The 25,063-nt window shown below is 64.7% G+C and carries 26 protein-coding genes; 12 read left to right on the top strand and 14 right to left on the bottom strand.

Annotation, left to right across the window (positions count from 1 at the left end; translation table 11 throughout):
* Positions 1-152: 152 nt before the first annotated feature.
* Complete coding sequence (radA, locus tag NCR39_RS05855; RefSeq protein WP_250451260.1) at positions 153-1,538, bottom strand: DNA repair protein RadA; 1,386 nt, start codon at positions 1,536-1,538, stop codon at positions 153-155.
* Positions 1,539-1,586: 48 nt separating this feature from the next.
* On the bottom strand, positions 1,587-2,657 hold the full coding sequence (alr, locus tag NCR39_RS05850) for an alanine racemase (protein WP_250451259.1): 1,071 nt from the start codon (positions 2,655-2,657) through the stop codon (positions 1,587-1,589).
* 305 nt (positions 2,658-2,962) lie between these two features.
* Here alr and lplT point away from each other — a divergent pair, with 305 nt between their 5' ends.
* The 4 genes from lplT to thiD are packed head-to-tail and all read left to right on the top strand — an operon-like array spanning position 2,963 to position 6,594.
* Complete coding sequence (gene lplT, locus NCR39_RS05845) at positions 2,963-4,270, top strand: lysophospholipid transporter LplT (RefSeq protein WP_040049370.1); 1,308 nt, start codon at positions 2,963-2,965, stop codon at positions 4,268-4,270.
* A 38-nt stretch (positions 4,271-4,308) separates the two neighbouring features.
* Entirely contained in the window at positions 4,309-5,124 is an 816-nt protein-coding gene (gene thiM / locus NCR39_RS05840) for a hydroxyethylthiazole kinase (RefSeq protein WP_250451258.1), read from the top strand.
* A 1-nt stretch (position 5,125) separates the two neighbouring features.
* Positions 5,126-5,773, top strand: coding sequence for a thiamine phosphate synthase (gene thiE / locus NCR39_RS05835; protein ID WP_250451257.1), 648 nt, complete (start codon positions 5,126-5,128; stop codon positions 5,771-5,773).
* Positions 5,774-5,781: 8 nt separating this feature from the next.
* Positions 5,782-6,594: a bifunctional hydroxymethylpyrimidine kinase/phosphomethylpyrimidine kinase gene (gene thiD / locus NCR39_RS05830; RefSeq protein WP_250451256.1), complete on the top strand. Its 813-nt coding sequence runs from the start codon at positions 5,782-5,784 to the stop codon at positions 6,592-6,594.
* A 12-nt stretch (positions 6,595-6,606) separates the two neighbouring features.
* Here thiD and NCR39_RS05825 read toward each other — a convergent pair whose 3' ends face one another.
* From NCR39_RS05825 to tsaB, 4 genes are read right to left on the bottom strand one after another with little or no spacing between them, the layout of a single operon-like run.
* Positions 6,607-7,563, bottom strand: coding sequence for a DUF1853 family protein (locus NCR39_RS05825; protein WP_250451254.1), 957 nt, complete (start codon positions 7,561-7,563; stop codon positions 6,607-6,609).
* Positions 7,560-8,573: a uracil-DNA glycosylase gene (locus NCR39_RS05820; protein ID WP_250451252.1), complete on the bottom strand. Its 1,014-nt coding sequence runs from the start codon at positions 8,571-8,573 to the stop codon at positions 7,560-7,562. Before NCR39_RS05820 ends, NCR39_RS05825 begins: the two co-directional genes overlap by 4 nt.
* On the bottom strand, positions 8,560-9,051 hold the full coding sequence (rimI, locus tag NCR39_RS05815) for a ribosomal protein S18-alanine N-acetyltransferase (protein WP_250451251.1): 492 nt from the start codon (positions 9,049-9,051) through the stop codon (positions 8,560-8,562). Before rimI ends, NCR39_RS05820 begins: the two co-directional genes overlap by 14 nt.
* Positions 9,048-9,881, bottom strand: coding sequence for a tRNA (adenosine(37)-N6)-threonylcarbamoyltransferase complex dimerization subunit type 1 TsaB (tsaB, locus tag NCR39_RS05810; protein WP_250451250.1), 834 nt, complete (start codon positions 9,879-9,881; stop codon positions 9,048-9,050). Before tsaB ends, rimI begins: the two co-directional genes overlap by 4 nt.
* Before the next feature lie 174 nt (positions 9,882-10,055).
* Between tsaB and NCR39_RS05805 the strand changes: the two genes are divergently transcribed.
* The 3 genes from NCR39_RS05805 (at position 10,056) to aceA (ending at position 14,136) form a co-directional block, all read left to right on the top strand.
* Entirely contained in the window at positions 10,056-10,325 is a 270-nt protein-coding gene (locus NCR39_RS05805) for an acyl-CoA-binding protein (protein ID WP_250451249.1), read from the top strand.
* A gap of 436 nt (positions 10,326-10,761) precedes the next feature.
* The gene (locus tag NCR39_RS05800) at positions 10,762-12,420 is read left to right on the top strand and encodes a DEAD/DEAH box helicase (RefSeq protein WP_250451248.1); all 1,659 of its coding nucleotides are present in this window, start codon (positions 10,762-10,764) and stop codon (positions 12,418-12,420) included.
* 408 nt (positions 12,421-12,828) lie between these two features.
* Positions 12,829-14,136, top strand: coding sequence for an isocitrate lyase (aceA, locus tag NCR39_RS05795; protein ID WP_250451247.1), 1,308 nt, complete (start codon positions 12,829-12,831; stop codon positions 14,134-14,136).
* A gap of 106 nt (positions 14,137-14,242) precedes the next feature.
* Here the strand turns inward: aceA and NCR39_RS05790 are convergent, their stop codons facing one another.
* From NCR39_RS05790 to NCR39_RS05780, 3 genes are all read right to left on the bottom strand, one after another.
* Positions 14,243-14,677, bottom strand: coding sequence for a universal stress protein (locus tag NCR39_RS05790; RefSeq protein ID WP_250451246.1), 435 nt, complete (start codon positions 14,675-14,677; stop codon positions 14,243-14,245).
* Between the two features lie 41 nt (positions 14,678-14,718).
* Entirely contained in the window at positions 14,719-15,450 is a 732-nt protein-coding gene (locus tag NCR39_RS05785; protein WP_284507088.1) for a DUF3800 domain-containing protein, read from the bottom strand.
* A gap of 191 nt (positions 15,451-15,641) precedes the next feature.
* Positions 15,642-16,547 (bottom strand): LysR family transcriptional regulator, encoded by a 906-nt coding sequence (locus tag NCR39_RS05780; protein ID WP_250451243.1) that lies wholly within the window; start codon positions 16,545-16,547, stop codon positions 15,642-15,644.
* Positions 16,548-16,686: 139 nt separating this feature from the next.
* Here NCR39_RS05780 and NCR39_RS05775 point away from each other — a divergent pair, with 139 nt between their 5' ends.
* From NCR39_RS05775 to NCR39_RS05765, 3 genes are all read left to right on the top strand, one after another.
* Complete coding sequence (locus NCR39_RS05775) at positions 16,687-17,433, top strand: haloacid dehalogenase type II (RefSeq protein WP_250451241.1); 747 nt, start codon at positions 16,687-16,689, stop codon at positions 17,431-17,433.
* Between the two features lie 66 nt (positions 17,434-17,499).
* Positions 17,500-19,110 (top strand): malate synthase A, encoded by a 1,611-nt coding sequence (gene aceB, locus NCR39_RS05770; RefSeq protein WP_250451240.1) that lies wholly within the window; start codon positions 17,500-17,502, stop codon positions 19,108-19,110.
* Between the two features lie 163 nt (positions 19,111-19,273).
* Positions 19,274-19,534 carry a hypothetical protein gene (locus tag NCR39_RS05765; RefSeq protein ID WP_040049529.1) on the top strand — a complete coding sequence of 87 codons (261 nt, stop codon included), beginning with the start codon at positions 19,274-19,276 and terminating at the stop codon, positions 19,532-19,534.
* A 34-nt stretch (positions 19,535-19,568) separates the two neighbouring features.
* On the opposite strand, the gene NCR39_RS05760 is transcribed toward NCR39_RS05765, so the two are convergent.
* A complete protein-coding gene (locus NCR39_RS05760; protein WP_250451239.1) occupies positions 19,569-19,859 on the bottom strand; it encodes a putative quinol monooxygenase in 291 nt (96 codons plus the stop codon).
* Positions 19,860-20,350: 491 nt separating this feature from the next.
* A complete protein-coding gene (gene bamC / locus NCR39_RS05755; protein WP_250451238.1) occupies positions 20,351-21,562 on the bottom strand; it encodes an NlpB/DapX family lipoprotein in 1,212 nt (403 codons plus the stop codon).
* 440 nt (positions 21,563-22,002) lie between these two features.
* On the opposite strand from bamC, the gene NCR39_RS05750 reads away from it, so the two are divergent.
* On the top strand, positions 22,003-22,464 hold the full coding sequence (locus NCR39_RS05750; RefSeq protein WP_250451237.1) for a DUF2844 domain-containing protein: 462 nt from the start codon (positions 22,003-22,005) through the stop codon (positions 22,462-22,464).
* 69 nt (positions 22,465-22,533) lie between these two features.
* Here the strand turns inward: NCR39_RS05750 and NCR39_RS29880 are convergent, their stop codons facing one another.
* Positions 22,534-22,788: a hypothetical protein gene (locus tag NCR39_RS29880; protein ID WP_502800164.1), complete on the bottom strand. Its 255-nt coding sequence runs from the start codon at positions 22,786-22,788 to the stop codon at positions 22,534-22,536.
* On the opposite strand from NCR39_RS29880, the gene NCR39_RS05745 reads away from it, so the two are divergent.
* Positions 22,769-23,791 carry a DUF3443 domain-containing protein gene (locus tag NCR39_RS05745; protein ID WP_502800163.1) on the top strand — a complete coding sequence of 341 codons (1,023 nt, stop codon included), beginning with the start codon at positions 22,769-22,771 and terminating at the stop codon, positions 23,789-23,791. The genes NCR39_RS29880 and NCR39_RS05745 overlap by 20 nt on opposite strands.
* Before the next feature lie 70 nt (positions 23,792-23,861).
* Here the strand turns inward: NCR39_RS05745 and pcaC are convergent, their stop codons facing one another.
* Complete coding sequence (pcaC, locus tag NCR39_RS05740) at positions 23,862-24,254, bottom strand: 4-carboxymuconolactone decarboxylase (RefSeq protein WP_040049354.1); 393 nt, start codon at positions 24,252-24,254, stop codon at positions 23,862-23,864.
* Positions 24,251-25,045 (bottom strand): 3-oxoadipate enol-lactonase, encoded by a 795-nt coding sequence (gene pcaD, locus NCR39_RS05735; RefSeq protein WP_250451235.1) that lies wholly within the window; start codon positions 25,043-25,045, stop codon positions 24,251-24,253. The genes pcaC and pcaD overlap by 4 nt, the downstream gene beginning before the upstream one ends.
* Positions 25,046-25,063 lie beyond the last annotated feature (18 nt).

Here is a 25,063-nt window from a genome sequence, read left to right as displayed (position 1 = left end):
CCTCTCGATGCTGCCGGCCGCTTCAGAAACGAAGCCGACCGGCGATTGCCTCGGGAGCATAGGGAAATCACCCGCGCCTTGGGTTACAGGCAACGACGACATTTTTACGGGACGTTACGCAGGGTCCAATCCCGCAAGCAGCGTCGATTGCGTCATTCGAGATCGCGCACGCGATCGATCGCTTCCTCGATGCGATCCACCGCGATGACCTTGAGGCCGTCGATCGCCTGTTTCGGCGCGTTCGCCTTCGGAATCAGCGCGACGGAGAAGCCGAGCTTGGCCGCTTCCTTCAGCCGGTCTTGTCCGCGCGGCGAAGGCCGGATTTCACCGGCGAGACCCACTTCGCCGAACGTGATGAGTCCCTTCGGCAGCGGCTTGTTGCGCAGCGACGAATGGATCGCGAGCAAAACGGCCAGGTCGGCAGCGGGCTCGGTGATTTTCACGCCGCCCACTGCGTTGAGGAACACGTCCTGATCGAAACATGCGATGCCCGCGTGCCGATGCAGCACCGCCAGCAACAACGCGAGCCGGTTCTGTTCGAGTCCCACCGCGAGCCGCCGCGGATTCGGCACGTGCGCGGTATCGACGAGCGCCTGCACTTCGACCAGCAGCGGCCGTGATCCTTCCTGCGTGACGAGCACGCACGAACCGGCGACGCTCTGCTCGTGCTGCGACAGAAACAGCGCCGACGGATTCGCGACGCCGCGCAGTCCCTTCTCCGTCATCGCGAACACGCCGAGTTCGTTGACCGCGCCGAAGCGGTTCTTGAACGCGCGCACGAGCCGGAACGACGAGTGCGTATCGCCTTCGAAGTACAGCACGGTATCGACGATATGTTCCAGCACGCGCGGCCCCGCGAGACTGCCCTCTTTCGTCACGTGGCCGACCATGATGATCGACGTGCCCGTCTGCTTCGCGATGCGCGTCAGTTGCGCCGCGCACTCCCGCACCTGCGCGACGGAGCCGGGCGCGGACGTCAACGCTTCGGAATAAATCGTCTGGATGGAGTCGATGACCGCGACTTCCGGGCGCTGTTCGTCGATCGTCGCCTGAATCTTTTCGAGCTGGATTTCCGCGAGCAATGAAAGATCGGCGGCGGCGCTTTCCTTGCCGCCGATCAGCCCGAGCCGCTGCGCCCGCAGCGCGATCTGCGCGCCGGATTCCTCGCCGCTCACATAGAGCGCGGGCCGATCACGCGCGATCTCGGCGAGCGATTGCAACAGCAGCGTCGATTTGCCGATGCCCGGATCGCCGCCGATCAGCACCACGCCGCCCGGCACGAGCCCGCCGCCGAGCACGCGATCGAACTCGCCGACGCCCGTCGTGAAGCGCGGCACGTCCGACGCTTCGATTTCGGCCAGCCGCTGCACCGCCGAACTCTTCGCCAGCGCCTGAAAGCGATGCGCCGCCGGCGCCTGCTCCACCGATTCCACCAGCGTGTTCCACGCCCCGCACGCCGCGCACTGCCCCGTCCACTTCGGCGCCTGCCCGCCGCATTCGCTACAGATATAGAGCGTCTTCGCCTTTGCTTTTGCCACGTATTGCCTTATAAGAATTCGATTCGATCCCGCGCCGACGGCCCGCGCTCACTCCGCCCGCACCGGCACGCGCTGCGCGATGGCGCACATCAGCTCGTAGCCGATGGTGCCGCACGCGCCGGCGACGTCGTCGATCGGCAGGTTCGTGCCCCACAATTCCACGCGCGAGCCGATACCCGCGTTCGGGCACGGCGTCAGATCGACGGTGAGCATGTCCATCGACACGCGGCCGACGAGCTTCGTCATCACGCCATCGACGATCACGGGCGTGCCTTCCGGCGCGACGCGCGGATAGCCGTCCGCATAGCCGCACGCGACCACGCCGATGCGCATGGCCTGCCCCGCGCGATACGTCGAACCGTACCCGATGCTGTGTCCCGGCTGCACCGTCTGCACGCCGATCAGTTCGGACGAAAGCGTCATCGCGGGTTTGAGGCCGATATCGGCGATATCTGAGGTCACGCCCGACGGCGACGCGCCGTACAGCATGATGCCGGGCCGCACCCAGTCGAAATGCGCGGACGGATGCCAGAGCACCGCCGCCGAATTCGACAGGCTGCGCGCCCCCGCGATGCCTTCCGCGCCGCGCTCGAACGCCTCCAGTTGATGCGCGATGCCGCGTTCGCTGTCGGCATCGGAAAAATGGGTCATGAGCGTGATCTGTCCGACGCCCTGGCACGCGCGCGCCCGCTCCCACGCCGCACGAAAGCGCTCGGGCGTGTAGCCGAGCCGGTTCATGCCGCTATTCATCTTCAACTGGATGTTGACCGGCTTCGACAGCCGCGCCATCTCGATCATGCGCAACTGCTCGTCGCAATGGACGGCCGTGGTCAGGCTGTAACGGTCGATCACGTCGATATCCGTCGGCCGGAAAAAGCCTTCCAGCAGAAGAATGGGACCGGCCCAGCCGAGCTCACGCAACTTCGCCGCTTCTTCGAGGTCCAGAAGTCCGAAGCCGTCCGTCGCGCGAAGTCCGGGGAACGCTCGCGCGAGTCCGTGGCCATACGCATTGGCCTTGACGACAGCCCAGATCTTGGATTTCGGCGCGTATTTGCGCGCAATGGCGAGGTTATTGGCGAGTGCGGGCGTGTGAATGGTTGCGGAAAGGGGGCGCGGCATGAGCGTTTCGAAGGAATGTCGGTTCGGGCGGAAAGACACCAGCATACGCCAGCGGTGCGAGCGGCCGCATCGCCGGTCAAGACGCCTTGCGAATCAGTACCTTATGAAGAAACCGGTGCGCGGGCGCGGCTGCGGTGCAGGCGTTTGCTGCCCGATCGAGATTAGTGCTAGTCAGAATGCGCCTATTTTCGTGTTATAAAGCCCTGCGCACAACCCATTTCGAACGGCATAAGCCCGAACGCATGACAGCAAGCACGACCAGCGTCCGGGGCGGATCACCCGCAGTGAGGAAAGCTTCGGATCAGATGAAAAAAGGTTTTTACACCATCATGGCCGCGCAGTTTTTCTCATCGCTGGCCGATAACGCACTACTGATCGCTGCCATCGCATTGCTGAAAGACCTTCACGCGCCGAACTGGATGACGCCGCTGCTGAAGCTGTTCTTCGTGCTCTCCTACGTGATTCTCGCGGCTTTCGTCGGCGCTTTCGCCGATTCGCGGCCCAAAGGTCATGTGATGTTCGTGACCAATTCCATCAAGGTCGTCGGCTGCATCACGATGCTGTTCGGCGCGCATCCGCTGCTCGCGTACGGCATCGTCGGCTTCGGCGCGGCGGCGTATTCTCCCGCGAAGTACGGCATCCTCACCGAGCTTCTGCCGCCCGACCGGCTCGTCGCGGCGAATGGATGGATCGAAGGCACCACGGTCGGCTCGATCATCCTCGGCACGGTCATGGGCGGCGCGCTCATCAGCCCGCATATCGCGAGTCATCTGCTGAGCCTGCACATTCCCCGCATTTCGACGCCCGCCGAAGCCGCGATGCTCGTCATCATGCTGATGTACGTGATCGCCGCGATCTTCAATCTGCGCATTCCCGATACCGGCGCGCGTTATCCGAAGCAGGAAACGCGGCCGATCAAGCTCATCACCGATTTCGCCGATTGCTTCCTCACGCTCTGGCGCGACAAGCTCGGCCAGATTTCGCTCGCGGTCACGACGCTCTTCTGGGGCGCGGGCGCGACGCTGCAGTTCATCGTGCTGAAGTGGGCCGAAGTATCGCTCGGCATGACGCTCTCTCAGGCGGCGATCCTGCAGGCGGTGATCGCGGTCGGCGTCGCGGCGGGCGCGGTGCTCGCGGCGGCGCGCGTGCCGCTCAAGCGCTCGCTGTCGGTGTTGCCGGTGGGCATCATGATGGGCCTCGCCGTCATGCTGATGGCCTTCTACACGCGGCACCTCTTTCCCGCGCACTGGGGCATCTACTTCGGCCGGATGCATTTCCCCGGCTATCTGCTCGTCGCGTATCTTTTCCTGATGGTCGTCGGCGGTTTGTCCGGGTTTTTCGTCGTGCCGATGAACGCGCTTTTGCAGCATCGCGGACACGTGCTGCTGTCCGCCGGCCATTCGATCGCCGTGCAGAATTTCAACGAGAATCTCTCGGTGCTCGTGATGCTGTGCCTGTATGCCGTGCTCGTCTGGCTCGACATGCCGATCCAGTTTGTCATCGTCATGTTCGGCTCGTTCGTGTGCCTCATGATGTACTTCGTCATGCGCCGTCATCAGGCGAATCAGCGCGCATTCGATTCGGTCGCGCTGATCGGCGAGGCGCGGCACTGACGGTTTTTCGCGCCCGTATCGGCTAGTCTTATCTCATCATGCAATCAGCCGATCTCTACTCTTTCGTCACGCGCGTGCGCGATACCGCGCCGCTCGTGCACTGCCTGACGAATCTCGTCGTCACCAATTTCACCGCGAATGTGCTGCTCGCTGTCGGCGCCGCGCCCGCGATGGTCGTCGCGCGCGAGGAAGTCGCCGAGTTCGCGCCGATCGCGAATGCGCTTTCGGTCAACCTCGGCACGCTGGACCTGCCGCAGTCCCGCGCGATCCGCGCCGCCGTCGACGCCGCCAACGGCGCGGGCAAGCCCTGGGTGCTCGATCCGGTCGCCGTCGGCCCGCTCGCGTTTCGCACGCAGTTCGCGCTCGAATTGCTCGATGCGAAGCCGGCCGTGATTCGCGGCAACGCGTCGGAAATCATCAGCCTGTCGGGCGGCACGTCGAGCGCGCGCGGCGTGGACAGCACCGCCGCCACCGACGCCGCCCTCGACGCCGCGCAGATTCTCGCGCTGAACACGCAGGCCGTCGTCGCGGTGACGGGCGAAACCGACTACATCACCGACGGCCGCCGCGTGATCGCGCTGTCGAACGGCTCGCCGCTGATGACGCGCGTGACGGGCGTCGGCTGCGCGCTGTCGGCGACGGTCGCGGCGTTCGTCGGCGTGGCCGGTTCTCGCGATGAACATTGGCTGGCGACGGTCGCCGCCATCGCCTATTCGACCGTGGCCGGCGAACTCGCCGCCCGCGACGCCGCGCTGCCCGGCAGCTTCGCGGTCGCGTATCTGGACCGGCTCGCGTCGCTGGATGCGCAAGCGTTCGAAGCCACGCTCGTGCAGCGCGACGTCGCGCTTTCCTGACATGCGCGATTCATTCGATCTTTCGCTCTACCTCGTGCTCGATCCCGTGCAGTGCGGCGGTCACGATGCCGCGCTCGCCGTCGCGCGGGCGGCGCTGGAAGGCGGCGCGACCGTCGTGCAACTGCGCGCGCCCGAGTGGCACAAGCGCGCGTGGCTCGCGCTCGCGGCCGATCTCCTGCCGATCACGCGCGCGCACGGCGTGCCGCTCGTCATCGACGATCACGTGGACATTGCGCTCGCCGCCGGCGCCGATGGCGTGCACGTCGGCCAGCGCGATCTGCCCGCGGACGTCGCGCGGCGGCTGATGGGACCGGATGCGCTGATCGGCTTGTCGGTGTCGAATCTCGCGGAAGTGGCGGAGGCGAACCGGCTGCAAGGCGTCGTCGATTATCTCGGCGCGGGGCCGGTCTACGCGACGCCCACCAAGACCGACGCGTCCGCGCCCTGCGGCATCGACGGCCTCGCCGCGATGTGCCAGGCGGCGCGCTTTCCGACCGTCGCGATCGGCGGCATTCAGGCGCACAACGCCGCCGACGTGATGCGCGCGAAACCGGCGGGCCTGGCGGTCGTATCCGCGATCTGCAAGGCCGCGAATCCGCGAGACGCGTCGGCGGCGCTGCACGCGACGATCATCCGCGCTCAATCCTGATTTTTCCGATGACATCGACGAAACCCATCCCCAACGTGCTCACGATCGCCGGTTCAGATTCCGGCGGCGGCGCGGGCATTCAGGCCGACCTGAAGGCGTTCTCGGCGCTCGGCGCGTACGGCGCGAGCGTCATCACGGCGCTGACCGCGCAGAACACGCGCGGCGTCACGGCGGTCCACGCGCCCGAGCCGGCGTTCGTCACGGCGCAGTTGGACGCCGTGTTCGACGACATACGCATCGACGCTGTGAAGATCGGCATGCTCGCGAACGCGGGCATCGTGCGCGCGGTCGCCGATGCGTTGCGGCGGCATCGCCCGGCGCATGTCGTGCTGGACACCGTGATGATCTCGAAAAGCAATCACGCGCTGCTCGCGCCCGAAGCGGTCGCCGCGCTGCGCGACGAACTGCTGCCGCTCGCGACGCTCGTCACGCCGAATCTGCCGGAAGCGGCGGCTTTGCTCGGCGTGGAAGCCGCCCCCGACGAAGACGCGATGGTGCGCCAGGGCGAAGCGCTGCTCGCCGCGGGCGCGCGCGCGGTGCTGATGAAGGGCGGCCATCTCGCATCGCCGGATAGTCCGGACTGGCTTATCGAGACGGCGGGCGCGCTCAGGTTGTCGAGCCCGCGCATCGCGCTCAGGAATACGCACGGGACGGGCTGCACGTTGTCGTCGGCGATCGCGGCGCTGATCCCGCAAACCAGCGATCTGGCCAGCGCCACCGCCGAGGCCAAGCGCTACCTCACCGGCGCGATCGAAGCCAGCGCGCGGCTCGATGTCGGGCACGGCGTCGGGCCGGTGCATCATTTTTATCGATGGTGGTGATTCGGACGGCCGTCACAGCGCGGCAGCGGCGAACGCCCGCGCGCGCTCCGGCCAGTCGTCCGGCACGATGAAGCCGCGCGACTCCTCGGTCCAGCCGCCTGCGTCGTCGCGCACGTAGGACGCGACCATCGTCGGCTGCGCGATCGCGCGCAAGCCCGCGTGGATCCCGGCGGCTTCGGCCACGAGCGATTCGGCGTCGTCGGCGTGCAGGCGGCGCGACGCGAGCCACGCCATGCGCGGCTGCACGACCCACGCGCGGGCGTCGTCGATGGCGTCGTTGCGCTCGCCCCATTCCGACGCCGTCAGCCACCAGCCGCGCAAATGCCGCTCGCCGACTTCGGGCGCGGGCAGAACGGCATCGTCGTGATAAAAAAGCCGGCCCTTGATGAACAATTGCGCGTCCCACGGCCCGTCGAGCCCGAGCGCCGCGAACTCCGCGCGCGACGTCAGCCCGAGCTGATGCGTCAGGAGCCGCGCGTGCTTCAGATCGAAGCGATCCTGCAGATTCGGGCCGACATAATCCGAGAGGCGCGCGGCGCGCGACGCGCCATCGCCGATATGCAGATAGAACTTCACGGCCAGTTCCCAATGCTGCCGCGCGCCGCCGGCTGTTTGCAGCAGAAAATCGCATTCGCCGATGGTGCGGCGCTGGCGTCGCAACGGCACGTTCGCCGCGATCAGCCGCGCGGCCGGACCGTGCGCGAGGAAGAATTCGAGCAGGCTTTCGGCATAAATGCCGAGGCGCGTGGACTTGGGATTGCGCGAGCGGACGTGAATCGGATCGGGCGCGCTGTCGAGCGTCTGCAGCCAGGCGAGCGTGGCGTCGCGCTCTTCGCCGGATGCGAACGGCTGCGCGAGCGCCGCGCCGGCATCATCGGCGCGCAGAAGATCGGGCGCGAAGAGCAGCCACGCCAGATCGCGCACGGTCGCGTCCTCGAATCGATCGATGAGACGCGACAGCGCGATCATCCCCGTGCGCCCTTCCCGGCTCCGGGCTGTACGCTGACCACGCCGAGCGCGGCGAGCGCGTCCTGATACGTCTTGCGGGCGAGGCACAGATCGGCCCAGGCTTTCGCCTTGTCGGGCAGGCTGCGCAGCAGATACGCCGGGTGATACGTGACGATGACCGGCACGCCGCGATACTCGTGCACGCGCCCGCGCAGCGACGCGATGCTTCCCTCGCTCTGCAACAGGCTCTGTGCGGCGAAGCGCCCGAGCGCGACGATCACCTTGGGCTTCACGAGTTCGACCTGACGCTGCAGATACGGCTCGCAGCGCGCGACTTCCTCGGGTTCGGGATTGCGGTTGCCGGGCGGCCGGCACTTGATCACGTTGGCGATGAACACGTTCGATTCGCGCGACAGCGAAAGCGAACGCAGCATGTTGTCGAGCAGCTTGCCCGCCTGCCCGACGAACGGCTCGCCCAGCTTGTCCTCGTTCTCGCCGGGCGCTTCGCCGATCAGCATCCAGTCGGCCTCGCGGTCGCCGACGCCGAAGACCGTGTTCGTGCGACGCTCGCAGAGGCGGCATCGCTCGCAACCGGCGACGCGTTCGGCGAGCGAAGTCCAGTCGAGCGTGCGGATGTCGTCGGCGGGTTCCTGCGCGGCGGGCGGCTGGAAATGCGGCGCGTCGTCGGTCCACGGGAGGTCGTCATAGGCCTCGAAGGGCGGCGCGTCGAAATCCTGCGGCGATGCGGCGGGCTCGCGCTTGTCGGCCGATGCGTCGTCGGCGCGCGGATGCAGTACCGGCTGCGGCGTTTCGGCGGCGTTCGGGTCGGCTGCGGCGCTTACGACGCTCGGCGCTTTGTCGGGCGATGGCGTCGGAGCACGCGCGACCGTCGGCAAAGACTCAGATTCGTCTCGCAACGCCGACGCCGACGCCGACGTGGCAGGCGCTTCGACATCCGCAGCGACAGTCCCCCGCCGCACCCAAACCGGCCCGAAGCCGAGTTCCTCGACCAGCAATTCATCGAGCGCCATGCGCACTCTCCTTGAACGACAGACGCATGACGATTGCGTCCTCGCGCGCCCGATGCCGCGCGGGGTAATAGTTCTTTCGACGCCCGATCGCCGTGAAACCGAAGCGCTCGTAAAGCTGAATGGCGCGCGGATTCGACGGCCGCACTTCGAGCAACATGCCGTCGAGCTTCTCGGCGCGCGAAATCCGCACCGCTTCGCGCAGGAGCGTGAGTCCCGCGCCCGCGCGCTGGGCGGCCGGCGCGACGCACAGGTTCAGCAAATGCATTTCGTCGACGACCGGCATCAGCACGCAATAGCCGACGAGCGTCCCCGTCACATGACGCAGGCATACGCCGTAGTAGCCATTGCGCAGCGAATCCTGAAAATTGCCGCGACTCCACGGAAACTCGTATGCGAGCTTTTCGACGGCGGCGACTTCATCGAGATCGGCTTCGGTCATCGCCGTCAGATACCGATCCGTGAGCAGCACGCCGCTCACCGAAGCGCCTCCTCGGGGGCGGCGTCCGCGCTGCCCTTGCCTGCGGCGGCGCGCGCTTCCATGCGCTCGGCGGTAGTCTGCGCGACCTTGTTGCGCACGTAATCGGGCGCGGCCAGTTCCGGTGCGACGGCTCGGCCGCCCCGCAACGCACGCAGACCCAGCAGAGCGACGGGCAATGCATGCGGCAGCGCTTCACTGTCGACGCGCGCGGCAGCGGCGAGCGCCGGCAATTGATCGCCGAACGCCGCCGCCGCGTTGCCGACGAGCGCGAACGGCGCATCGGGAAGCGGCAGCGCGGCGGGCGCATCCAGCGATGCGGGATGCACGACGCGCCAATCGGCATCGGCATCGGCGGCATCGGATCGATATTCGTAATCGGCCCAGTACACCTCGTCCATGCGCGCATCGAGCGCCGCGAGCACACGCGGCGGCAGCGACGAGTCTGTAAGACGCGCAGCCTCGGCGCAGGCGAGCAGCGTACTCACCGGCACGACCGGCACGTTCAGCCCGAATGCAAGCCCTTGCGCGACACCCGTCGCGGTGCGAAGGCCCGTGAACGAGCCCGGCCCGGCGCCGAACGCGATGGCGTTGCAGTCGGCGAGCGCGAGGCCGGCTTCATCGAGCAATTCGCGCACGGCGGGCAGAAGGCGCGTGCTCGATACCGCACCGGTCGCTTCGTGGCGAAACCACACGCGCGTGTCGCCGGTTTGGAAATGAGGCGCTGAGTGCAAAGGTGGCTGCGCGGCGGGATCGTCGAGCAGAAGCGCGACGGAGCAGAATTCCGTCGAAGTATCGAGGGCGAGCAGTACGGTGCGTGCGGTGCGTGTCATAGCCGGTATTGTAATGCGGGACTTGCGATGCTTTCGCCCCTCGTTCACCGTCGATGCGGTCCGAAAGCCACGTCCGGCGCCTCGATTCGAGGAGAGCCTCGACAGGCGAAGCGCGCACCGCTTGCTAAGATCGTCGGCCCTTCCAGATCTCTTCACGATGCAAAGGACACGCGCATGACCGACATCGAGCAGCAATTCGCCCAGGCCCAGAACGACGTGAAGCAGTTGCCCGAGCGCCCCGGCAATCTCACTTTGCTGCGGCTTTATGCGCTCTTCAAGCAGGCGAGCGTCGGCGACGTGGAAGGCGAAAAGCCGGGTTTCACCGATATCGCCGGGAAATACAAATACGAAGCGTGGTCCGCGCTGAAAGGCACGCCCGCCGATACGGCGAAGCAGCATTACGTCGAACTCGTCGAGTCGCTGAAGCGCGGCGACGCGAACTGACGCGCGCACGCTCGTTCCCCGCGCCGCCGATGCCCTTTGGTGGCGCGGAAATGCGTCAATATGTGGCGCGGTGCAGCAAATTCCGATATACTGGCGCTTAAGCGTTGACTGTGAGCCGCGTGCTTCAAAGCATGCGGTGCATGGCAAGACGCTTCGTAGCGTTTCGCTCCAATCCAGTTTAGAAACTGTCCCTTCCCTGCTAGGCCGTAGCGCAGATTCATGCGCTGTCTGTTTCCCGGCCAATCATGCATCAGGCTGACGTCAGCGCTCCCCGAGCCTGCCGTATCCGATACAGCTTCTAACAACAATGCTCGCCGTCTGTTTGCGCGAGTAGCCCCCGTTTTTCGATTTGCTCGCTGTTTCTTCGCTCGCTGAATCCAACGACTTGGGTATGCCGATTGGCGCCGACGCCTTATCTTCCGCTTCAAGGATCGACATGACTTCGAGTATCACCCCCAGCCCGTTGGACAATATTGCAGCACAAACGCTTGGCATCATCCCCGTCAAAGACGACACCACGGCAGACGCAGCAGTGGCAGTCGCCGCCGCCCCGGCCGTCGAAGCGCCCGCCGGCCCGACGTTCGAATCGCTCGGCCTTTCCGCCGACATCGTCTCCGCACTGACCGCCGCCGGCTATCAGTCGCCCACGCCCGTGCAGCAGCGCGCGATTCCCGCCGCGCTCGCCGGCCGCGATTTGCTCGTGTCGAGCCCGACCGGCTCCGGCAAGACCGCGGCGTTCATGCTGCCGGCCATCGAAAAATTCGCGCAACTGGAAAAGCTCCAGGCACAGCAGCCGCGTCAGCCGCGTGATCCGAACGCGCGTCCCGGCCGCCGTCCGCAGCCGGTCGCACGTCCGCAACTGCTCGTGCTCACGCCGACGCGCGAACTCGCGATGCAAGTCTCCGCCGCCGCGACCACGTACGGCCGTCACCTGCGCCGTCTGCGCACGGTGAGCATTCTGGGCGGCGTCGCGTATGGCCAGCAATTGATGCTGCTCGCGAAGAACCCTGAAATCCTCGTTGCAACGCCGGGCCGTCTGATCGACCATCTCGAGCGCGGCCGCATCGATCTGTCGAACCTCAACATGCTCGTGCTCGACGAAGCCGACCGCATGCTGGACATGGGCTTCATCGAAGACATCGAGACGATCGTCGCCGCCACGCCGGCCACGCGTCAGACGCTGCTCTTCTCGGCAACCATCGACGGCAAGATTTCGTCGCTCACGGGCCGTCTCCTGAAGGACCCGGAGCGCATCGAGATCGTGCAGAAGCTCGAAGCGCGCAGCAACATCGCGCAAACCGTGCATTACGTCGATGACCGCGATCACAAGGATCGCCTGCTCGATCACCTTCTGCGCGACAACGATCTCGATCAGGCCATCGTTTTCACCGCGACGAAGAGCGACGCCGATCTGATCGCGAATCGTCTTGCCGACGCGGGCTTCGAATCCGCCGCGCTGCACGGCGACCTGCCGCAAGGCGCGCGCAACCGTACGATTCGCGCGCTGCGTGAGCGTCGCGTGCGCGTGCTGGTCGCAACCGATGTCGCCGCGCGCGGTATCGATATTCCCGGCATCACGCACGTCTTCAACTACGACCTGCCGAAGTTCGCGGAAGACTACGTGCACCGCATCGGCCGCACGGGTCGCGCGGGACGCAGCGGCATCGCGGTGAGCCTCGTGCATCACGCCGAAACGGGTGCGCTGAAGCGTATCGAGCGCTTCGTGCGCGCGCCGCTGCCGGTCAACGTCGTCGCTGGTTTCGAGCCGCGCAAGTCGCCGCCCAAGACCGGTTTTGGCGGTCGCGGCCGTCCGGGCGGCGGTAATGGCGGCGGTCGCCGCTTCGGTAGCGGCAATGGCGGTGGCCGTAGCTACGGTCCGGGCAACGCAAGCGGCTACGGCAACAAGCCGAGCACCGGATCGCGCGAAGGCGGTTATCGTGACGGCGGCTATCGCGGCGCGAGCAGCGGCAGCGGCAGCGGCGACCGTGAAGGCGGTTATCGCGGCGGCAATCGTGACGGCGGTTACGGCGGCCAGCGCGACGGCTACAGCGCACGCCGCAACGACGGCCCGCGCGCGCCCCGCCGCGGCAACTGATCAGGCGAAGAAGCGCGAGCTTCGAGGCGGTGCAAGTCGCCGCCTCGCCGATGCAGACAAGAAACCGATGCCTCGTGCATCGGTTTTTTTTCGTCCGTCGCCAAGATTTCACGATGTGCAACGCGTTTTTGCGTCGCAAAAGCGGTGCTGCAAGGCACAACCAATCGGGTTGCAGGATGGGAAAAGCCGTTTCTCTATATGGAATCAATTCCATATGTTATTGATTTTGCGAAGGTAAATTGCTTCGCGGTTTCGCTTGAGAAGGCTGTTTCGAAACTCGCCGCACGCCTACACTCTTATATAAGAGTTGAGCAAACGTAGACCGCCCCACCCGGCGCATCACTGCTCAAGTCGCGAGATGTAGCGATCCAGGTTTCGTCGTACAGCCAATCTTCAAGGAGAAACGCCATGACCTCCCGTCAACAACAAGCTCAGCAACTTCATCAACAATGGGAAACCGATCCGCGCTGGAAAGGCATCAAACGCGGATATTCGGCGGAAGACGTCGTGCGTCTGCGCGGCTCGGTGCCTGTCGAACACACGCTCGCGCGACGCGGCGCTGAAAAGCTGTGGTCGCTGATCCAGGAAGAGCCGTTCGTGAACGCGCTCGGCGCGCTGACCGGCAATCAGGCGATGCAGCAGGTCAAGGCCGGCCTGAAGGCCATCTATTTGTCCGGCTGGCAAGTGGCCGGCGACGCCAACATCGCGGGCGAGATGTATCCGGACCAGTCGCTGTATCCGGCGAACTCAGTGCCGCTCGTCGTGAAGCGCATCAACAACACGTTCACGCGCGCCGATCAGATTCAATGGTCCGAAGGCAAGAATCCGGGCGATGAAGGCTACGTCGATTATTTCGCGCCGATCGTCGCCGATGCCGAAGCGGGATTCGGCGGCGTGCTCAACGCCTTCGAACTGATGAAGGCGATGATCGAAGCCGGCGCGGCAGGCGTGCACTTCGAGGACCAACTGGCGTCGGTCAAGAAGTGCGGCCACATGGGCGGCAAGGTGCTCGTGCCGACGCGCGAAAACGTCGCGAAACTGGTGGCCGCGCGTTTGGCCGCCGACGTCTGCGGCACGCCGACGCTGCTCGTCGCGCGCACCGACGCCGAAGCCGCGGACCTCGTGACGTCCGACGTCGACGACAACGACAAGCCGTTCCTCACCGGCGAGCGCACGGTCGAAGGCTTCTATCGCACGCGCCCGGGCCTGGAGCAGGCCGTATCGCGCGGGCTCGCCTACGCGCCGTACGCGGATCTCGTCTGGTGCGAAACGGGCAAGCCGGATCTCGAGTACGCGAAGAAATTCGCCGAAGCGATCCACAAGGAGTTCCCGGGCAAGCTGCTGTCGTACAACTGCTCGCCGTCGTTCAACTGGAAGAAAAATCTCGACGACGCGACCATCGCCAAATTCCAGCGCGAACTCGGCGCAATGGGCTACAAGTTCCAGTTCATCACGCTCGCGGGCTTCCACGCGCTCAACTACTCGATGTTCAACCTCGCGCACGGCTACGCCCGCACGCAGATGAGCGCGTTCGTCGAGTTGCAGCAGGCCGAGTTCGCCGCCGCCGACAAGGGCTTCACGGCGGTGAAGCATCAGCGCGAAGTGGGCACCGGCTATTTCGACGCGGTCACGCAGACGGTCGAGCGCGACGCATCGACGACCGCGCTGCACGGATCGACGGAAGACGAGCAGTTCTTCGACAAGAAAGTGGCGTGAAGCCGCGTGACCGCAGGCTGAATCAGGGAGAGCGGTGAAGAAAGCGGCGGCCGTGGCGCGGCGGGTTGGGAGCGCGCCGCGGCCGCTGCTGTACAAATGCGGCTTGTCAACGGTAGACGATGACGGGAATCTTGGTGTGCGTGAGCACGCGTTGCGTTTCGCTGCCGATCAGGAGGCTGCCGAGCCCGCGCCGGCCGTGCGAAGCCATCAGGATGACGTCGCAGCCGTTCTGCTCCGCCGCGTCGATGATGCCGATGTACGGCGCGGCTTCGATGCTCGTCACGCTCGCGCATGGAACGCCCGCCCCTTCCGCCGCACGTTCGACGGCGCGCAGATGGTCGCGCGCCTCGCGTTCGGCACGGGCGTGGAAGTCGTCGGGCGGCTCGACGGCGACATCCGCGAACGGCGAGTATGGATACTGAGGCAGGCACGCATAAGCGGTGATGCGCGCGCCGACGGACTGCGCGAGATCGATGGCGCCGTCGATGGCTTTCTGCGACAACTCGGAGCCGTCAGTCGGTACGAGGATGTGCTTGAACATGGCGTCCTCCTTCGGAACGTCGGGGCACCACTTCATTGTAGTCAGGCCGCGAACTCCGCAACAGCTTCCGATGCATTGGCCGCTTCGACCGGCGGATACAGGTAGAGCCCATGCTTGACGCCGCCCTCGCTGTCGAAGCGGTGCTTGATGATGTCGTAGAACTGATGGTCGTCGTATTCGTGGAACCGAAAGAGCGCGAAGGCAACCAGGTCGGCGAGCTGGATCAGGCGGGACGAGCGCGAATCCAGAAAGACCGGCACTTCCGCATAGTTGCGCGTCTTGCCGTACGTATGACCGATGTACTTGAATTCGCGCGCCAGCGTCTGCACGCGCTGCTCGGTCGATGACTTGTCGAACAGGATGAGGCCGCGCTGGGCATCGCCATGTTTCCGATAGCGACGCAGCAGGAACAGATCGAAACGATTCGCAAGCTGCTCGAACGCGAGTTCGACCGCTTCCTGTTTTTCGAGCGACGCTTTCGTGATGACCGCGCCGAAGAGCCGAACATTGATCTGCGACTGTGCGGCAATGCAGTCGTGGAGCGCGTCTTTGATCGCCTGTAGACGGTCTTGCAGCGGAAAGCGCTTCCAGCCGTCGCGGCCCGAACGCATCGGCGAGCCGTGCAGTTCGAGCAGATGGCTGTTGACCGGCTCGAAACGCGCCGCAATGGCATTGAGCTTTTGTTCGATCCAGTGAGTGGTGCGCTCGAATGCGCAAACGCCGGCAAGCACGAAATACCGCTGGTGAGGATCAGCGGCCGAACCCGATATCATCGAGATATAGCAGATGCATAGGAATCCATAATAAAGTCGCTGATACAGAAACGGGCTACCCGAAGGTAGCCCGTTCTGAGATAGGCAAGCCAGGTGAGACAAACGCTCAAGCGCATCGATTGATGGTCAACACTCCCGACTCGTGAGGAAAGTGTACCAGAACTCCGCACGCGATCAACTAGCCGAATGGCCTACTCTTCCCAATACTCCGGAGCGTGATACGAATGCTTGAGCAGATCGAGGAACAGCCGCACCCGCAAAGGCAAATGCCGCCGCTGTGGAAACACCGCGTGGATGCCGATGGCCGGTGCGGCGAAGTCGTCGAGCACGCTCACGAGCCGTCCCGCGCGGATGTCCGCGCCCACTTCCCACCACGATCGCCAAGCGAGGCCGCGCCCCTCCAGACACCATTCGTGGAGCACCGCGCCGTCGGAGCATTCCATCGTGCCGGACACCTTGATCGTCACGACCTTGCCGTCTTGCTGGAACACCCAGCCGCGCTGCTGATTCGCCGATGCCCCCAGCGCCAGGCAATTGTGATGCGAGAGCGATGCGAGCCCCGCAGGCTTGCCGCGCCTCGCGAGATAGTCAGGCGACGCCACGCACACGCGCCGGTTCTCGCCGAGCTTGAGCGACACGAGCGACGAGTCCGGCAGTTCGCCCAGCCGCACCGCGCAATCGAAACCTTCGTTGACGAGATCGACCATGCGGTCGGTGAGATCGAGGCTGACGGAGACATCCGGATGCAGCGTCGTGAATTTCGGCACCAGCGGTGCGACATGACGCCGCCCGAATCCCGCCGGCGCGGACACGCGCAGATGCCCGCTCGCCTTCACGCCGCCCGCCGACACGCTCGCTTCCGCGTTCTGCATGTCGTTGATGATGCGCTGACAGTCTTCGAGAAACGCCGAGCCTTCGAACGTCAGCGTGATCTTGCGCGTCGTGCGCACGAGCAGTTTGACGCCGAGCCGCTCCTCCAGCGCATCCAGCCGCCTGCCGATCACGGCCGGCGCAATGCCTTCCGCCTGCGCCGCCGCCGAGAGGCTGCCCTTGGCCGCGACGGACGCGAACGTCTCTATCTGTTTGAACCGATCCATGCGTTTTCTTTGTCGATACGAAAGACCTGCGCACAGATTAGGTATGAAAAAGTAAAAGATCAAGTGATTCTCCGATGCTTTTTCCATCAGTTCGATCACGAATAGAATCGACCTTGACCTCTTCCAGGAGCGCACGGCTATGTCGGCCATAACGACACACGCAACTTCGTCCGGTTCGTCCGCATCTCCCCGCGCAGTCATCTTCGACGCTTACGGCACGCTCTTCGATGTCCATTCGGTCATCGCTGCCGCCGAGCAGCTTTTCCCCGGCAACGGAAACGCGCTCTCGCAGCTCTGGCGTCAGAAGCAGATCGAATACACGCAGTTGCGCACGCTCGCCGATCCGTCCGGCAGTCATTACGCGCCGTTCTGGGACATCACCCTCGACGCGCTGCGCCACGCGGCCGCGCGGCTCGGTCTCGCGTCATCGCTGACGGGCATCGCCGAAAAGCGCCTGATGGACGAATACGCGTGTCTGTCCGCGTTCCCCGACGCGCTGCCCGCGCTCAAGACACTCCGCGACCGTTTCGGCCTTCCGCTCGCGATTCTCTCGAACGGCAATCCGCCGATGCTCGATATCGCCGTGAAAAGCGCCGGCATGTCGGGCCTCTTCGATCACGTTCTTTCGGTCGATTCCGTGCGCGCCTACAAGCCCGCCGCGACCGCGTACGACCTCGGCACGCGCGCCTTCGGTGCGACCCGCGCGGCGGCGCGCGAGATCGTGTTCGTGTCGTCGAACGGATGGGACGTCGCGGGCGCGACGTGGTTCGGCTACACGACGTTCTGGATCAATCGCGCGGCTTTGCCTCTCGAAAATCTGGGCGTCGCGCCGCATGGAACCGGACGCGACATGACCGAACTCGTCGCGTTCATCGAAGGCGCGTGAAGCGCACATCGCATTGAAAGTACAACTGCAATAGCAAAACCGTCTGACCGACCAAGGAGAAAACTCATGACACAACCGTCGAATCCGCTGACGCTTCCCGAAGGCATGGCAATCTCGGCCGATATCCAGCCCGGCTTCGAATCGATCCTCACGCCCGATGCGCTCGCGTTCGTCGCGAAGCTGCATCGTCAATTCGAGCCGCGTCGCCAGGCATTGCTCGCCGCGCGCGTCGAGCGCACGAAGCGGCTCGATGCCGGCGAGCGCCCCGGTTTTCTCGAAGAAACGAAATCGATCCGCGAAGGCGACTGGAAAGTCGCGCCGCTGCCGAAGGACCTGCAATGCCGTCGCGTGGAGATCACGGGTCCGGTCGAGCGCAAGATGATCATCAACGCGCTCAACTCCGGCGCGGATTCGTACATGACGGATTTCGAGGATTCGAACGCGCCGGTCTGGGAGAACCAGATCACCGGCCAGATCAATCTCAAGGAAGCCGTGCGCCGCACGATTTCGCTCGAGCAGAACGGCAAGTCGTACAAGCTGAACGACAAGGTCGCGACGCTGATCGTGCGCCCGCGCGGTTGGCATCTGGACGAAAAGCACGTGACCGTCGATGGCCAGCGCGTCTCCGGCGGCATCTTCGATTTCGCGCTGTTCCTGTTCCACAACGCGAAGGAGCTGATCGCGCGCGGCAGCGGCCCGTACTTCTATCTGCCGAAGATGGAAAGCCATCTCGAAGCGCGCCTGTGGAACGATATCTTCGTCGCGGCGCAGGAAGGCATCGGCATTGCGCGCGGCACGATTCGCGCGACCGTGCTCGTCGAAACCATCCTCGCCGCGTTCGAGATGGACGAAATCCTGTACGAACTGCGCGAGCATAGTTCCGGCCTCAACGCGGGCCGCTGGGATTACATCTTTTCGGCGATCAAGAAATTCAAGAACGATCCGGACTTCTGCCTCGCGGACCGCTCGCAGATCACGATGACCGTGCCCTTCATGCGCGCCTACGCGCTCGAATTGCTGAAGACGTGTCACAAGCGCAATGCGCCGGCGATCGGCGGCATGGCCGCGCTGATTCCGATCAAGAACGACCCCGCCGCGAACGACAAGGCGATGGGCGGCGTGCGCGCCGACAAGGCCCGCGACGCCACCGACGGCTACGACGGCGGCTGGGTCGCGCATCCGGGACTCGTGCCGGTCGCGATGGAAGAATTCGTGAAGGTGCTCGGCGACAAGCCGAATCAGATCGAGAAGCAGCGCGACGACGTGCTGGTGACCGCGCACGATCTGCTCGATTTCCGCCCGGAAGCGCCGATCACCGAAGCGGGCCTGCGCAACAACGTGAACGTCGGCATCCACTATCTCGGTTCGTGGCTCGCGGGCAACGGCTGCGTGCCGATCCACAACCTGATGGAAGACGCCGCGACCGCCGAAATTTCGCGCTCGCAAGTGTGGCAATGGATTCGCTCGCCGAAGGGCAAGCTCGACGACGGCCGCAAGGTCACGGCGGCGATGGTGCGCGAAATCACCATCGACGAACTGGAGAAAGTGAAATCGACCGTCGGCGGCTCGGGCAGCGACACGAAGCCCTACGAACGCGCCGCGAAGATCTTCGAGACGATGTCGACGTCGGAGCAATTCACCGAATTTCTGACGCTGCCGCTGTACGAGGAAATCTGATCGCGCAATTCGTTCGCGTGACGAAAAAACGGCCCGCGGGTTCACGCCCGCGGGCCGTTTTTCATGCGACGCGCGCCACGGAACGAGCACGGCGTGTGCTACATTGCGCATCGTCTTTTTCAACGATTCAACCGTGGAGCGCACTCACCGTGCGAACGACAGCATGAGCAATATTCAGCTCGATATCGAATGGACCGAAGCGGCATCGCGCAAGATCGAAAAGCTGATGCCGCGCAACGCGAACAAGGACGCGTTCCTGGCGCTGCCGCCGATCGAATGTCTGCCGATGGAAGGCGACGTGCTTTTTCTCGGACCGGATGGCAAGCAGCAGCCGTTTATCGTCGCGGAACGGCAGTATCACCATGACGGCGAGGCGGACTGGACCATCATCCTCATTCTCGACGTCCCGCAAGCCACGCATTGATTGCGCTTAACGGCGCGCCGCCCGCGCCGCACGCTCAGACCAGCTTGCTCGCGACGTGCACTTCGCCGTGCTCGACGAACTCGGGCGACTTCGCGCGAAACGCCTGAATATGCGCCGTCTTGCCGTGCTCCGCGAGCGCGGCTTCGCTTTCCCAGCGCTCGACGAAGATAAAGCGGCGCGGCTCCTTGATATCCTGATGCAGATCGTACTGAAGCGCGCCGCGCTCCTTACGCGTGGGCTCGACGTTGGCTTGCGCCAGTTGCCTCAGTTCTTCTTCCTTTCCCGGCTTGGCCAAGAAAATGGCGACGACGGCGACTTCCTGCATGAGCGATTCTCCCTCTTTTCAGTAAAACGTTAAAACCGAAGCATAAACGCGCGCCGCAAAGCCTGCCTGAAACGCATTTTGGACCGTTAAAGAAAAAGCCCGCGTTTCGTTGGAAACGCGGGCAAAAGCCGTCGCCCTACGAGGATAGGCGACGGGGCCATCGGGGCTCGCGCGGGCGAGCCATTGTTTGATTGTCTGGGTCGACTACGGTGAAAGCGGGCTTGCGCCATCGTCGGAACTGCGTGCGGCGTAGAAATCTCGCCATGCACGCAATGTACTGTTCGCGCGCCAATTTTTATAAGCTATTGCGCACATTCGGCGATAAAAACTATTGTCAGCGCAATATCTGTGTGCGGTTTATATCGTGCGCGTCGGCGAGCGTTTTAAATGAAAGCAAAAAAGTTGACGCAGCAGGAAAACAAGCCGAAAAAAAACCGCCTCGTGAAGAGGCGGTTTGCATGCGATGAAACTGCGCTTGCAGAAACAGCGGCTTAGCTGATCTGGTCGGCGAGAAGCGCCATGATCTGACGCGCTTGCGGTGAAGAATCGACTTCGCCCTTGTCATTGACGATAGCAACGCGCGTCTGTGCTTCCGTGATCGCGCGGACGTTGACCTGATACTGCTTCGCGATGATTTCCTTGCGTCCGTGGAAGACCTGGCTCCAGAAGCCTTGCTCGCGCGCCGATTTGTCGTTCGGATCCACGTAGCGCACGTAATACACGCCGCGCGCGCGGTCGCGATCGTCCACCGTGAAGCTCGCGCGATCCAGCGCGATGCCCACGCGCAGCCACGCACGGTCATACGCCTCGGGCAGCGTCAACTGCGCCGATGCCGCCTCCGGCACCGATTCGTTCCTGATCGCGCTGTTGCCGGAATTCGCCGCATTTTGCGCAGCCACGGCGGCCGCTTTCGAATCGCCGTTCTTGGCTGGCTGCGCGCTCGCGTTCGCCGCCTGCGCGCCCGCGTCCGACGAGCCCGCGACGCCCGACGCCTGCCGCGTATCCGCCATGGCAAGCGACGACATCAGCCGCTTCAGATATTCGTTTTCCAGCGCGGGATCGTTGGGGCGCGCCTGCCACTGGCTCGTATCGTTGTTGATGCCGGTCAGCGCCTCGCGCATGCCCTTCTGGCTGATGAACACGTACGTGCCGCCGCTGGGCGCGGCTTCGAGACGCGTGCGGTACTTGTTGCGCTCGGCGGTGACATACGAGTTGCCGGTGGCCTTGGCGAGCGTGTCGCGGATGAGGCCGTCCGAAATCTGCGGATGCGTTTCGTTCCAGTCCGTTTCCATCACGCCCTTGTCGCGCGAATCGACGACCAGCAGAAAGCCCTGCTCCTGCCAGAACCGGCGGATTTGCGGCCAGACCTGATCCGGCGCCTTGCCGTCGATGACGAGCCACCGTTCCGCGCCGTCACGCTGGATGTGCATGCCCGAAACGGGCGGCACGACGGTCGGCGCGTCGGGCGCGACTTTCCGGACCTGCTGGAGATCGGAAAGCGATGCCTGCCCGCTTTGCGGCGGCAGCGAACGCTGATCGCCCGCTTCGTCGAGCAGGTTCGGCGGAATGGCGAGCGACGACTGCTTCGAGCGCTGGTCGCTCTTGTAATTGATCGCGGTGGGAGAAGACGTGCCGCATCCTGCCACGATACCGGCCACCGTGAAGAGCGCAGCCACCCGCTTGGTCACACGAAAATCTGTCATGTCTGGAAAGTCCTTCCGCTACGCCACGGCGTTCGTCCGTGGATCAGCCCAGCATTTTACCGGTCCGGCGGACAGCCGTGCAAAAAGAGGCATCGGCGGGCGCGCGCTCCATTCTTTGCCTCGCGTCTGAACGCTGCGCACGATCAATCGTCGACGACGGGCGACTGGCTCGCCGCAGCTTCAGTATTGTTCGGCAACGATCGACACGCGCGGCTCGATCGATGATTACACCGCTTTCCAGATACTTTGACAATTTATGACATTTGCGCAAATCAGCAATTCCACGTGCCGGTTCGCACAACGCCTTGTTTTATAGGCACATCTTCGCTTCTCACGACCTTTTTCACAACTTCTCTTACCCCGTATCGCCCGGCGTCGCATTCGTCCTAAAATCCGATCTCAAAAATAGGAACACTCCTAATAAAGTCGGAGAGAACGCCGTGAAGAACATAAGACATCCTCAGCATCTGGCCCGGGCCGCCGTGATCGCACTGCTCGGCGCAAGTCCGCTTTGCCACGCACAACTCGGCTCGACCGCGCGCGCGGCGGATGCATCCGATGGCGCGGTCGTGCGCCGGTCGGAAAGCGGGCTCGCGACTTACCGCGAGACGACCGATGCGAACGGCATCGTCGTGAGGCAGTACGTGGATTCGGCCGGCACCGTCTACGCCGTGTCATGGCGCGGCCCCGCGATGCCCGACGTGCGGGCGCTGCTCGGCGCGTATTTCCAGCGCTTCAGGGACGGCGCGAACGCATCCGCGGGCGATGCGGGCCTGCACACGGCGCGCATCGCGGATGGCGACCTCTTCGTCGAAAACCGCACGCGGCTGCGCGAGTTCAGCGGCCGCGCGTGGCTCGCAACGGCGCTGCCGCCGGGCGTCACGGCTGCGGATATCCAGTGAGCGCCGGAGACCAGACATGACGATCCGCGCCCTTCTTTCCCTTTCGGCAGTCGCGCTGTGCACTCTGCTTCATGGATGCGGCGGCGGCGGCAGTTCGAGCACCAGCGCCAGCGCCGCGCCCGCCAGCGCGCCGGCGGCAACCAGCGCGCCGGCGGCGGCGAGCACGCCGTCGGCCGCGAGCGCTCCCGCCGCCGCGAGTTCCACCGCGAGCCCTCCCGCGCCGGCCAGCAACGTCGTCGTGCAGTCGACGACGCCCAACGTGCAGCCGATCAGCGTCGCCGGCATCGCGAGCGGCACGCGCAACATGCTGCAAACGAGCGTCACGCTGTGCATTCCCGGCACCGACACGTGCCAGACCATCGACAACATTCAGGTCGATACCGGCTCGCAAGGGCTGCGCATTCTCGCTTCGGCGCTGAATCCGTCGATGGCGCTGCCGCTCGTCGCCGGCAACGCGACCAATACCGCGATGGCCGAGTGCTCGGTGTTCGGCTCGGGCTACACGTGGGGCGCGGTGCGACAGGCCGACGTCCGCCTCGCCGGTCAGGTCGCGAGTTCGACATCGGTTCAGTTGATCGCGGATTCCGCCGTGCCCGGCGCGGCCACCGATTGCGCGCAGTCGGGCCTGCCGATGCTCGACACCACGAAGCTGCGCGGCAACGGCATCCTGGGCGTCGGCCCGTTCATCGCCGATTGCGGCGCCAGTTGCGCGAATTCCGCGATGCCGCGCTGGTATTACAGCTGCACGCCGGGCGCCTGCTCGTCGAGCACGCTCGCGGTCGCGCAGCAGGTGACGAATCCGGTCTCGCGCTTCGCAGCCGACAACAACGGCGTGCTGATCGAGTTGCCGGCGGTGCCGCCGGAAGGCGCATCGACGGTGACGGGAACGATGACCTTCGGCATCGGATCGCAGGCAAACAACGTGCTCGGCGACGCGACCGTGCTGAAGTCGAACTCGGTCACGGGCTACGTCTCGACGAGCTTCTCCGGCAGCCAGTACGGATCGAGCTTCATCGACAGCGGATCGAACGGCCTGTTCTTTCCATCGGCGACGCTCACGGCGTGCGGCGCGTGGTTTTGCCCGGCGACGACGCAGGCATTGAGCGCGACGCTCAGCTCGACGACCGGCGTCACCGCGGACGTGTCGTTCAGCGTCGCGAAATCGACGACGCTATTCGCGAGCGGCAATTACGCGTTCAACAATCTGGCCGGGCCCGCGAACGGTTTCTTCGACTGGGGATTGCCGTTCTTCTACGGCAGGCGCGTGTTCACCGCGCTGGAAGGGCGCGCCACGCCCGCGGGCAACGGACCGTACTACGCGTTCTAGCCACGAAAAAGCCGTCGCCGGAATCCCGGGCGACGGCTTTCCATACGAAAACAAAAACGAAAACGCGCGCTTACTGCCCGCCCGCCTTGCTTTCCTCGTCGAAGATCTTCTGCGCCAGATGGAACGCCGAATTCGCCGCCGGCACGCCGCAATAGACGGCCGTCTGCATCAGCACTTCCTTGATCTCGTCCTGCGTGACGCCGTTGTTCTTCGCCGCGCGCAAATGCAGCGCGAGTTCTTCGCTGCGGTTCAGCGCGACCATCATCGCGATCGTGATGAGGCTGCGCGTGTGGCGCGGCAAGCCATCGCGCGTCCAGATCTCGCCCCACGCATAGCGCGTGATGAAGTTTTGAAACTCGGTCGTCAGTTCCGTCCGATTCGCGAGCGACCGGTCCACGTGCGCGTCCGACAGCACCGCGCGGCGCACCTTCATGCCGGCTTCGTAACGTTCGTCGTCAGTCATTGTTTTTCTCCGAGGAAGTCCAGCACGGCGCGCGTGTACTCATCGCGCTTCTCGATGTTCGACAGATGCGCCGCGTCCAGTTCGACGTAGCGCGCGCCGTCGATATAACCCGCCAGCTCGCGGCCCTGCTCGGCGGTCGTCGAAAGATCGTGCGTGCCCGCGATCACTAGCACCGGCAGCGCGATGGTCTTCGCTTCGTCGCGAAGGTCGGCGTCGCGGATGGCTTCGCAATTCGATGCGTAGCCGTCGCCCGACGTGTGGCGGAACACGTCGCGGATATTGGCGAGCGCAAGCTGCTCCCGCTCGATGAACGGCGCCGTGAACCAGCGCGCGATGACGGCATCCGTGAGCGCGGCCATGCCGTTCGTCTCACGCGCCTTCGCGGCGCGCGGCGTCCATACCGCGTCCGAGCCGATGAGCGCCGCCGTGTTCGACAGCACCACGCGCGAGAACCGCTCCGGATGGCGCGCGGCCAGCCCGATGCCGGTCAGCCCGCCCATCGACAGTCCGCAGTAGTTCGCGCGTTCGATGCCGAGATGATCCATCAAGCCGATCACATCGCCGATCAACTGGTCGATGGTGTACGGGCCTTGCGGCGCATCCGAGTGGCCGTGACCGCGCGTGTCGTAGCGCACGACGCGGTAATGCTTCGCGAACGCCTCGATTTGCGGCGTCCACATGGAGACGTCCGCGCCGAGCGAATTCGACAGCACGAGCCACGGCGCGTCGTCGCCGGCCGTCGAGTCGATGCGGTAGTGAATCCGGGTTCCGTGTACAGCGGCGAGAGGCATGTTGGTTGTGCTCCTGTT

The sequence above is a fragment of the Caballeronia sp. ATUFL_M2_KS44 genome (genome assembly GCF_023630965.1).
Lineage (GTDB): Bacteria > Pseudomonadota > Gammaproteobacteria > Burkholderiales > Burkholderiaceae > Caballeronia > Caballeronia concitans.
The sequence above is the reverse complement of the archived record's forward strand: the minus strand, read 5'-3'. Positions and strand labels throughout refer to the sequence as shown.

Excerpts from the sequence above, each read along its gene's own strand:
- NCR39_RS05775 (WP_250451241.1), top strand. The coding sequence starts at position 16,687 with ATGTCGGCCATAACGACACACGCAACTTCGTCCGGTTCGTCCGCATCT.
- NCR39_RS05785 (WP_284507088.1), bottom strand. The coding sequence starts at position 15,450 with ATGATATCGGGTTCGGCCGCTGATCCTCACCAGCGGTATTTCGTGCTT.
- NCR39_RS05805 (WP_250451249.1), top strand. The coding sequence starts at position 10,056 with ATGACCGACATCGAGCAGCAATTCGCCCAGGCCCAGAACGACGTGAAG.
- thiD (WP_250451256.1), top strand. The coding sequence starts at position 5,782 with ATGACATCGACGAAACCCATCCCCAACGTGCTCACGATCGCCGGTTCA.
- alr (WP_250451259.1), bottom strand. The coding sequence starts at position 2,657 with ATGCCGCGCCCCCTTTCCGCAACCATTCACACGCCCGCACTCGCCAAT.
- NCR39_RS05745 (WP_502800163.1), top strand. The coding sequence starts at position 22,769 with ATGCTGCAAACGAGCGTCACGCTGTGCATTCCCGGCACCGACACGTGC.
- NCR39_RS05820 (WP_250451252.1), bottom strand. The coding sequence starts at position 8,573 with ATGGCGCTCGATGAATTGCTGGTCGAGGAACTCGGCTTCGGGCCGGTT.
- thiE (WP_250451257.1), top strand. The coding sequence starts at position 5,126 with ATGCGCGATTCATTCGATCTTTCGCTCTACCTCGTGCTCGATCCCGTG.
- thiM (WP_250451258.1), top strand. The coding sequence starts at position 4,309 with ATGCAATCAGCCGATCTCTACTCTTTCGTCACGCGCGTGCGCGATACC.
- aceB (WP_250451240.1), top strand. The coding sequence starts at position 17,500 with ATGACACAACCGTCGAATCCGCTGACGCTTCCCGAAGGCATGGCAATC.
- NCR39_RS05765 (WP_040049529.1), top strand. The coding sequence starts at position 19,274 with ATGAGCAATATTCAGCTCGATATCGAATGGACCGAAGCGGCATCGCGC.
- NCR39_RS05800 (WP_250451248.1), top strand. The coding sequence starts at position 10,762 with ATGACTTCGAGTATCACCCCCAGCCCGTTGGACAATATTGCAGCACAA.
- NCR39_RS05760 (WP_250451239.1), bottom strand. The coding sequence starts at position 19,859 with ATGCAGGAAGTCGCCGTCGTCGCCATTTTCTTGGCCAAGCCGGGAAAG.
- NCR39_RS05790 (WP_250451246.1), bottom strand. The coding sequence starts at position 14,677 with ATGTTCAAGCACATCCTCGTACCGACTGACGGCTCCGAGTTGTCGCAG.
- tsaB (WP_250451250.1), bottom strand. The coding sequence starts at position 9,881 with ATGACACGCACCGCACGCACCGTACTGCTCGCCCTCGATACTTCGACG.
- aceA (WP_250451247.1), top strand. The coding sequence starts at position 12,829 with ATGACCTCCCGTCAACAACAAGCTCAGCAACTTCATCAACAATGGGAA.
- lplT (WP_040049370.1), top strand. The coding sequence starts at position 2,963 with ATGAAAAAAGGTTTTTACACCATCATGGCCGCGCAGTTTTTCTCATCG.
- pcaC (WP_040049354.1), bottom strand. The coding sequence starts at position 24,254 with ATGACTGACGACGAACGTTACGAAGCCGGCATGAAGGTGCGCCGCGCG.
- pcaD (WP_250451235.1), bottom strand. The coding sequence starts at position 25,045 with ATGCCTCTCGCCGCTGTACACGGAACCCGGATTCACTACCGCATCGAC.
- bamC (WP_250451238.1), bottom strand. The coding sequence starts at position 21,562 with ATGACAGATTTTCGTGTGACCAAGCGGGTGGCTGCGCTCTTCACGGTG.
- NCR39_RS05780 (WP_250451243.1), bottom strand. The coding sequence starts at position 16,547 with ATGGATCGGTTCAAACAGATAGAGACGTTCGCGTCCGTCGCGGCCAAG.
- NCR39_RS05825 (WP_250451254.1), bottom strand. The coding sequence starts at position 7,563 with ATGATCGCGCTGTCGCGTCTCATCGATCGATTCGAGGACGCGACCGTG.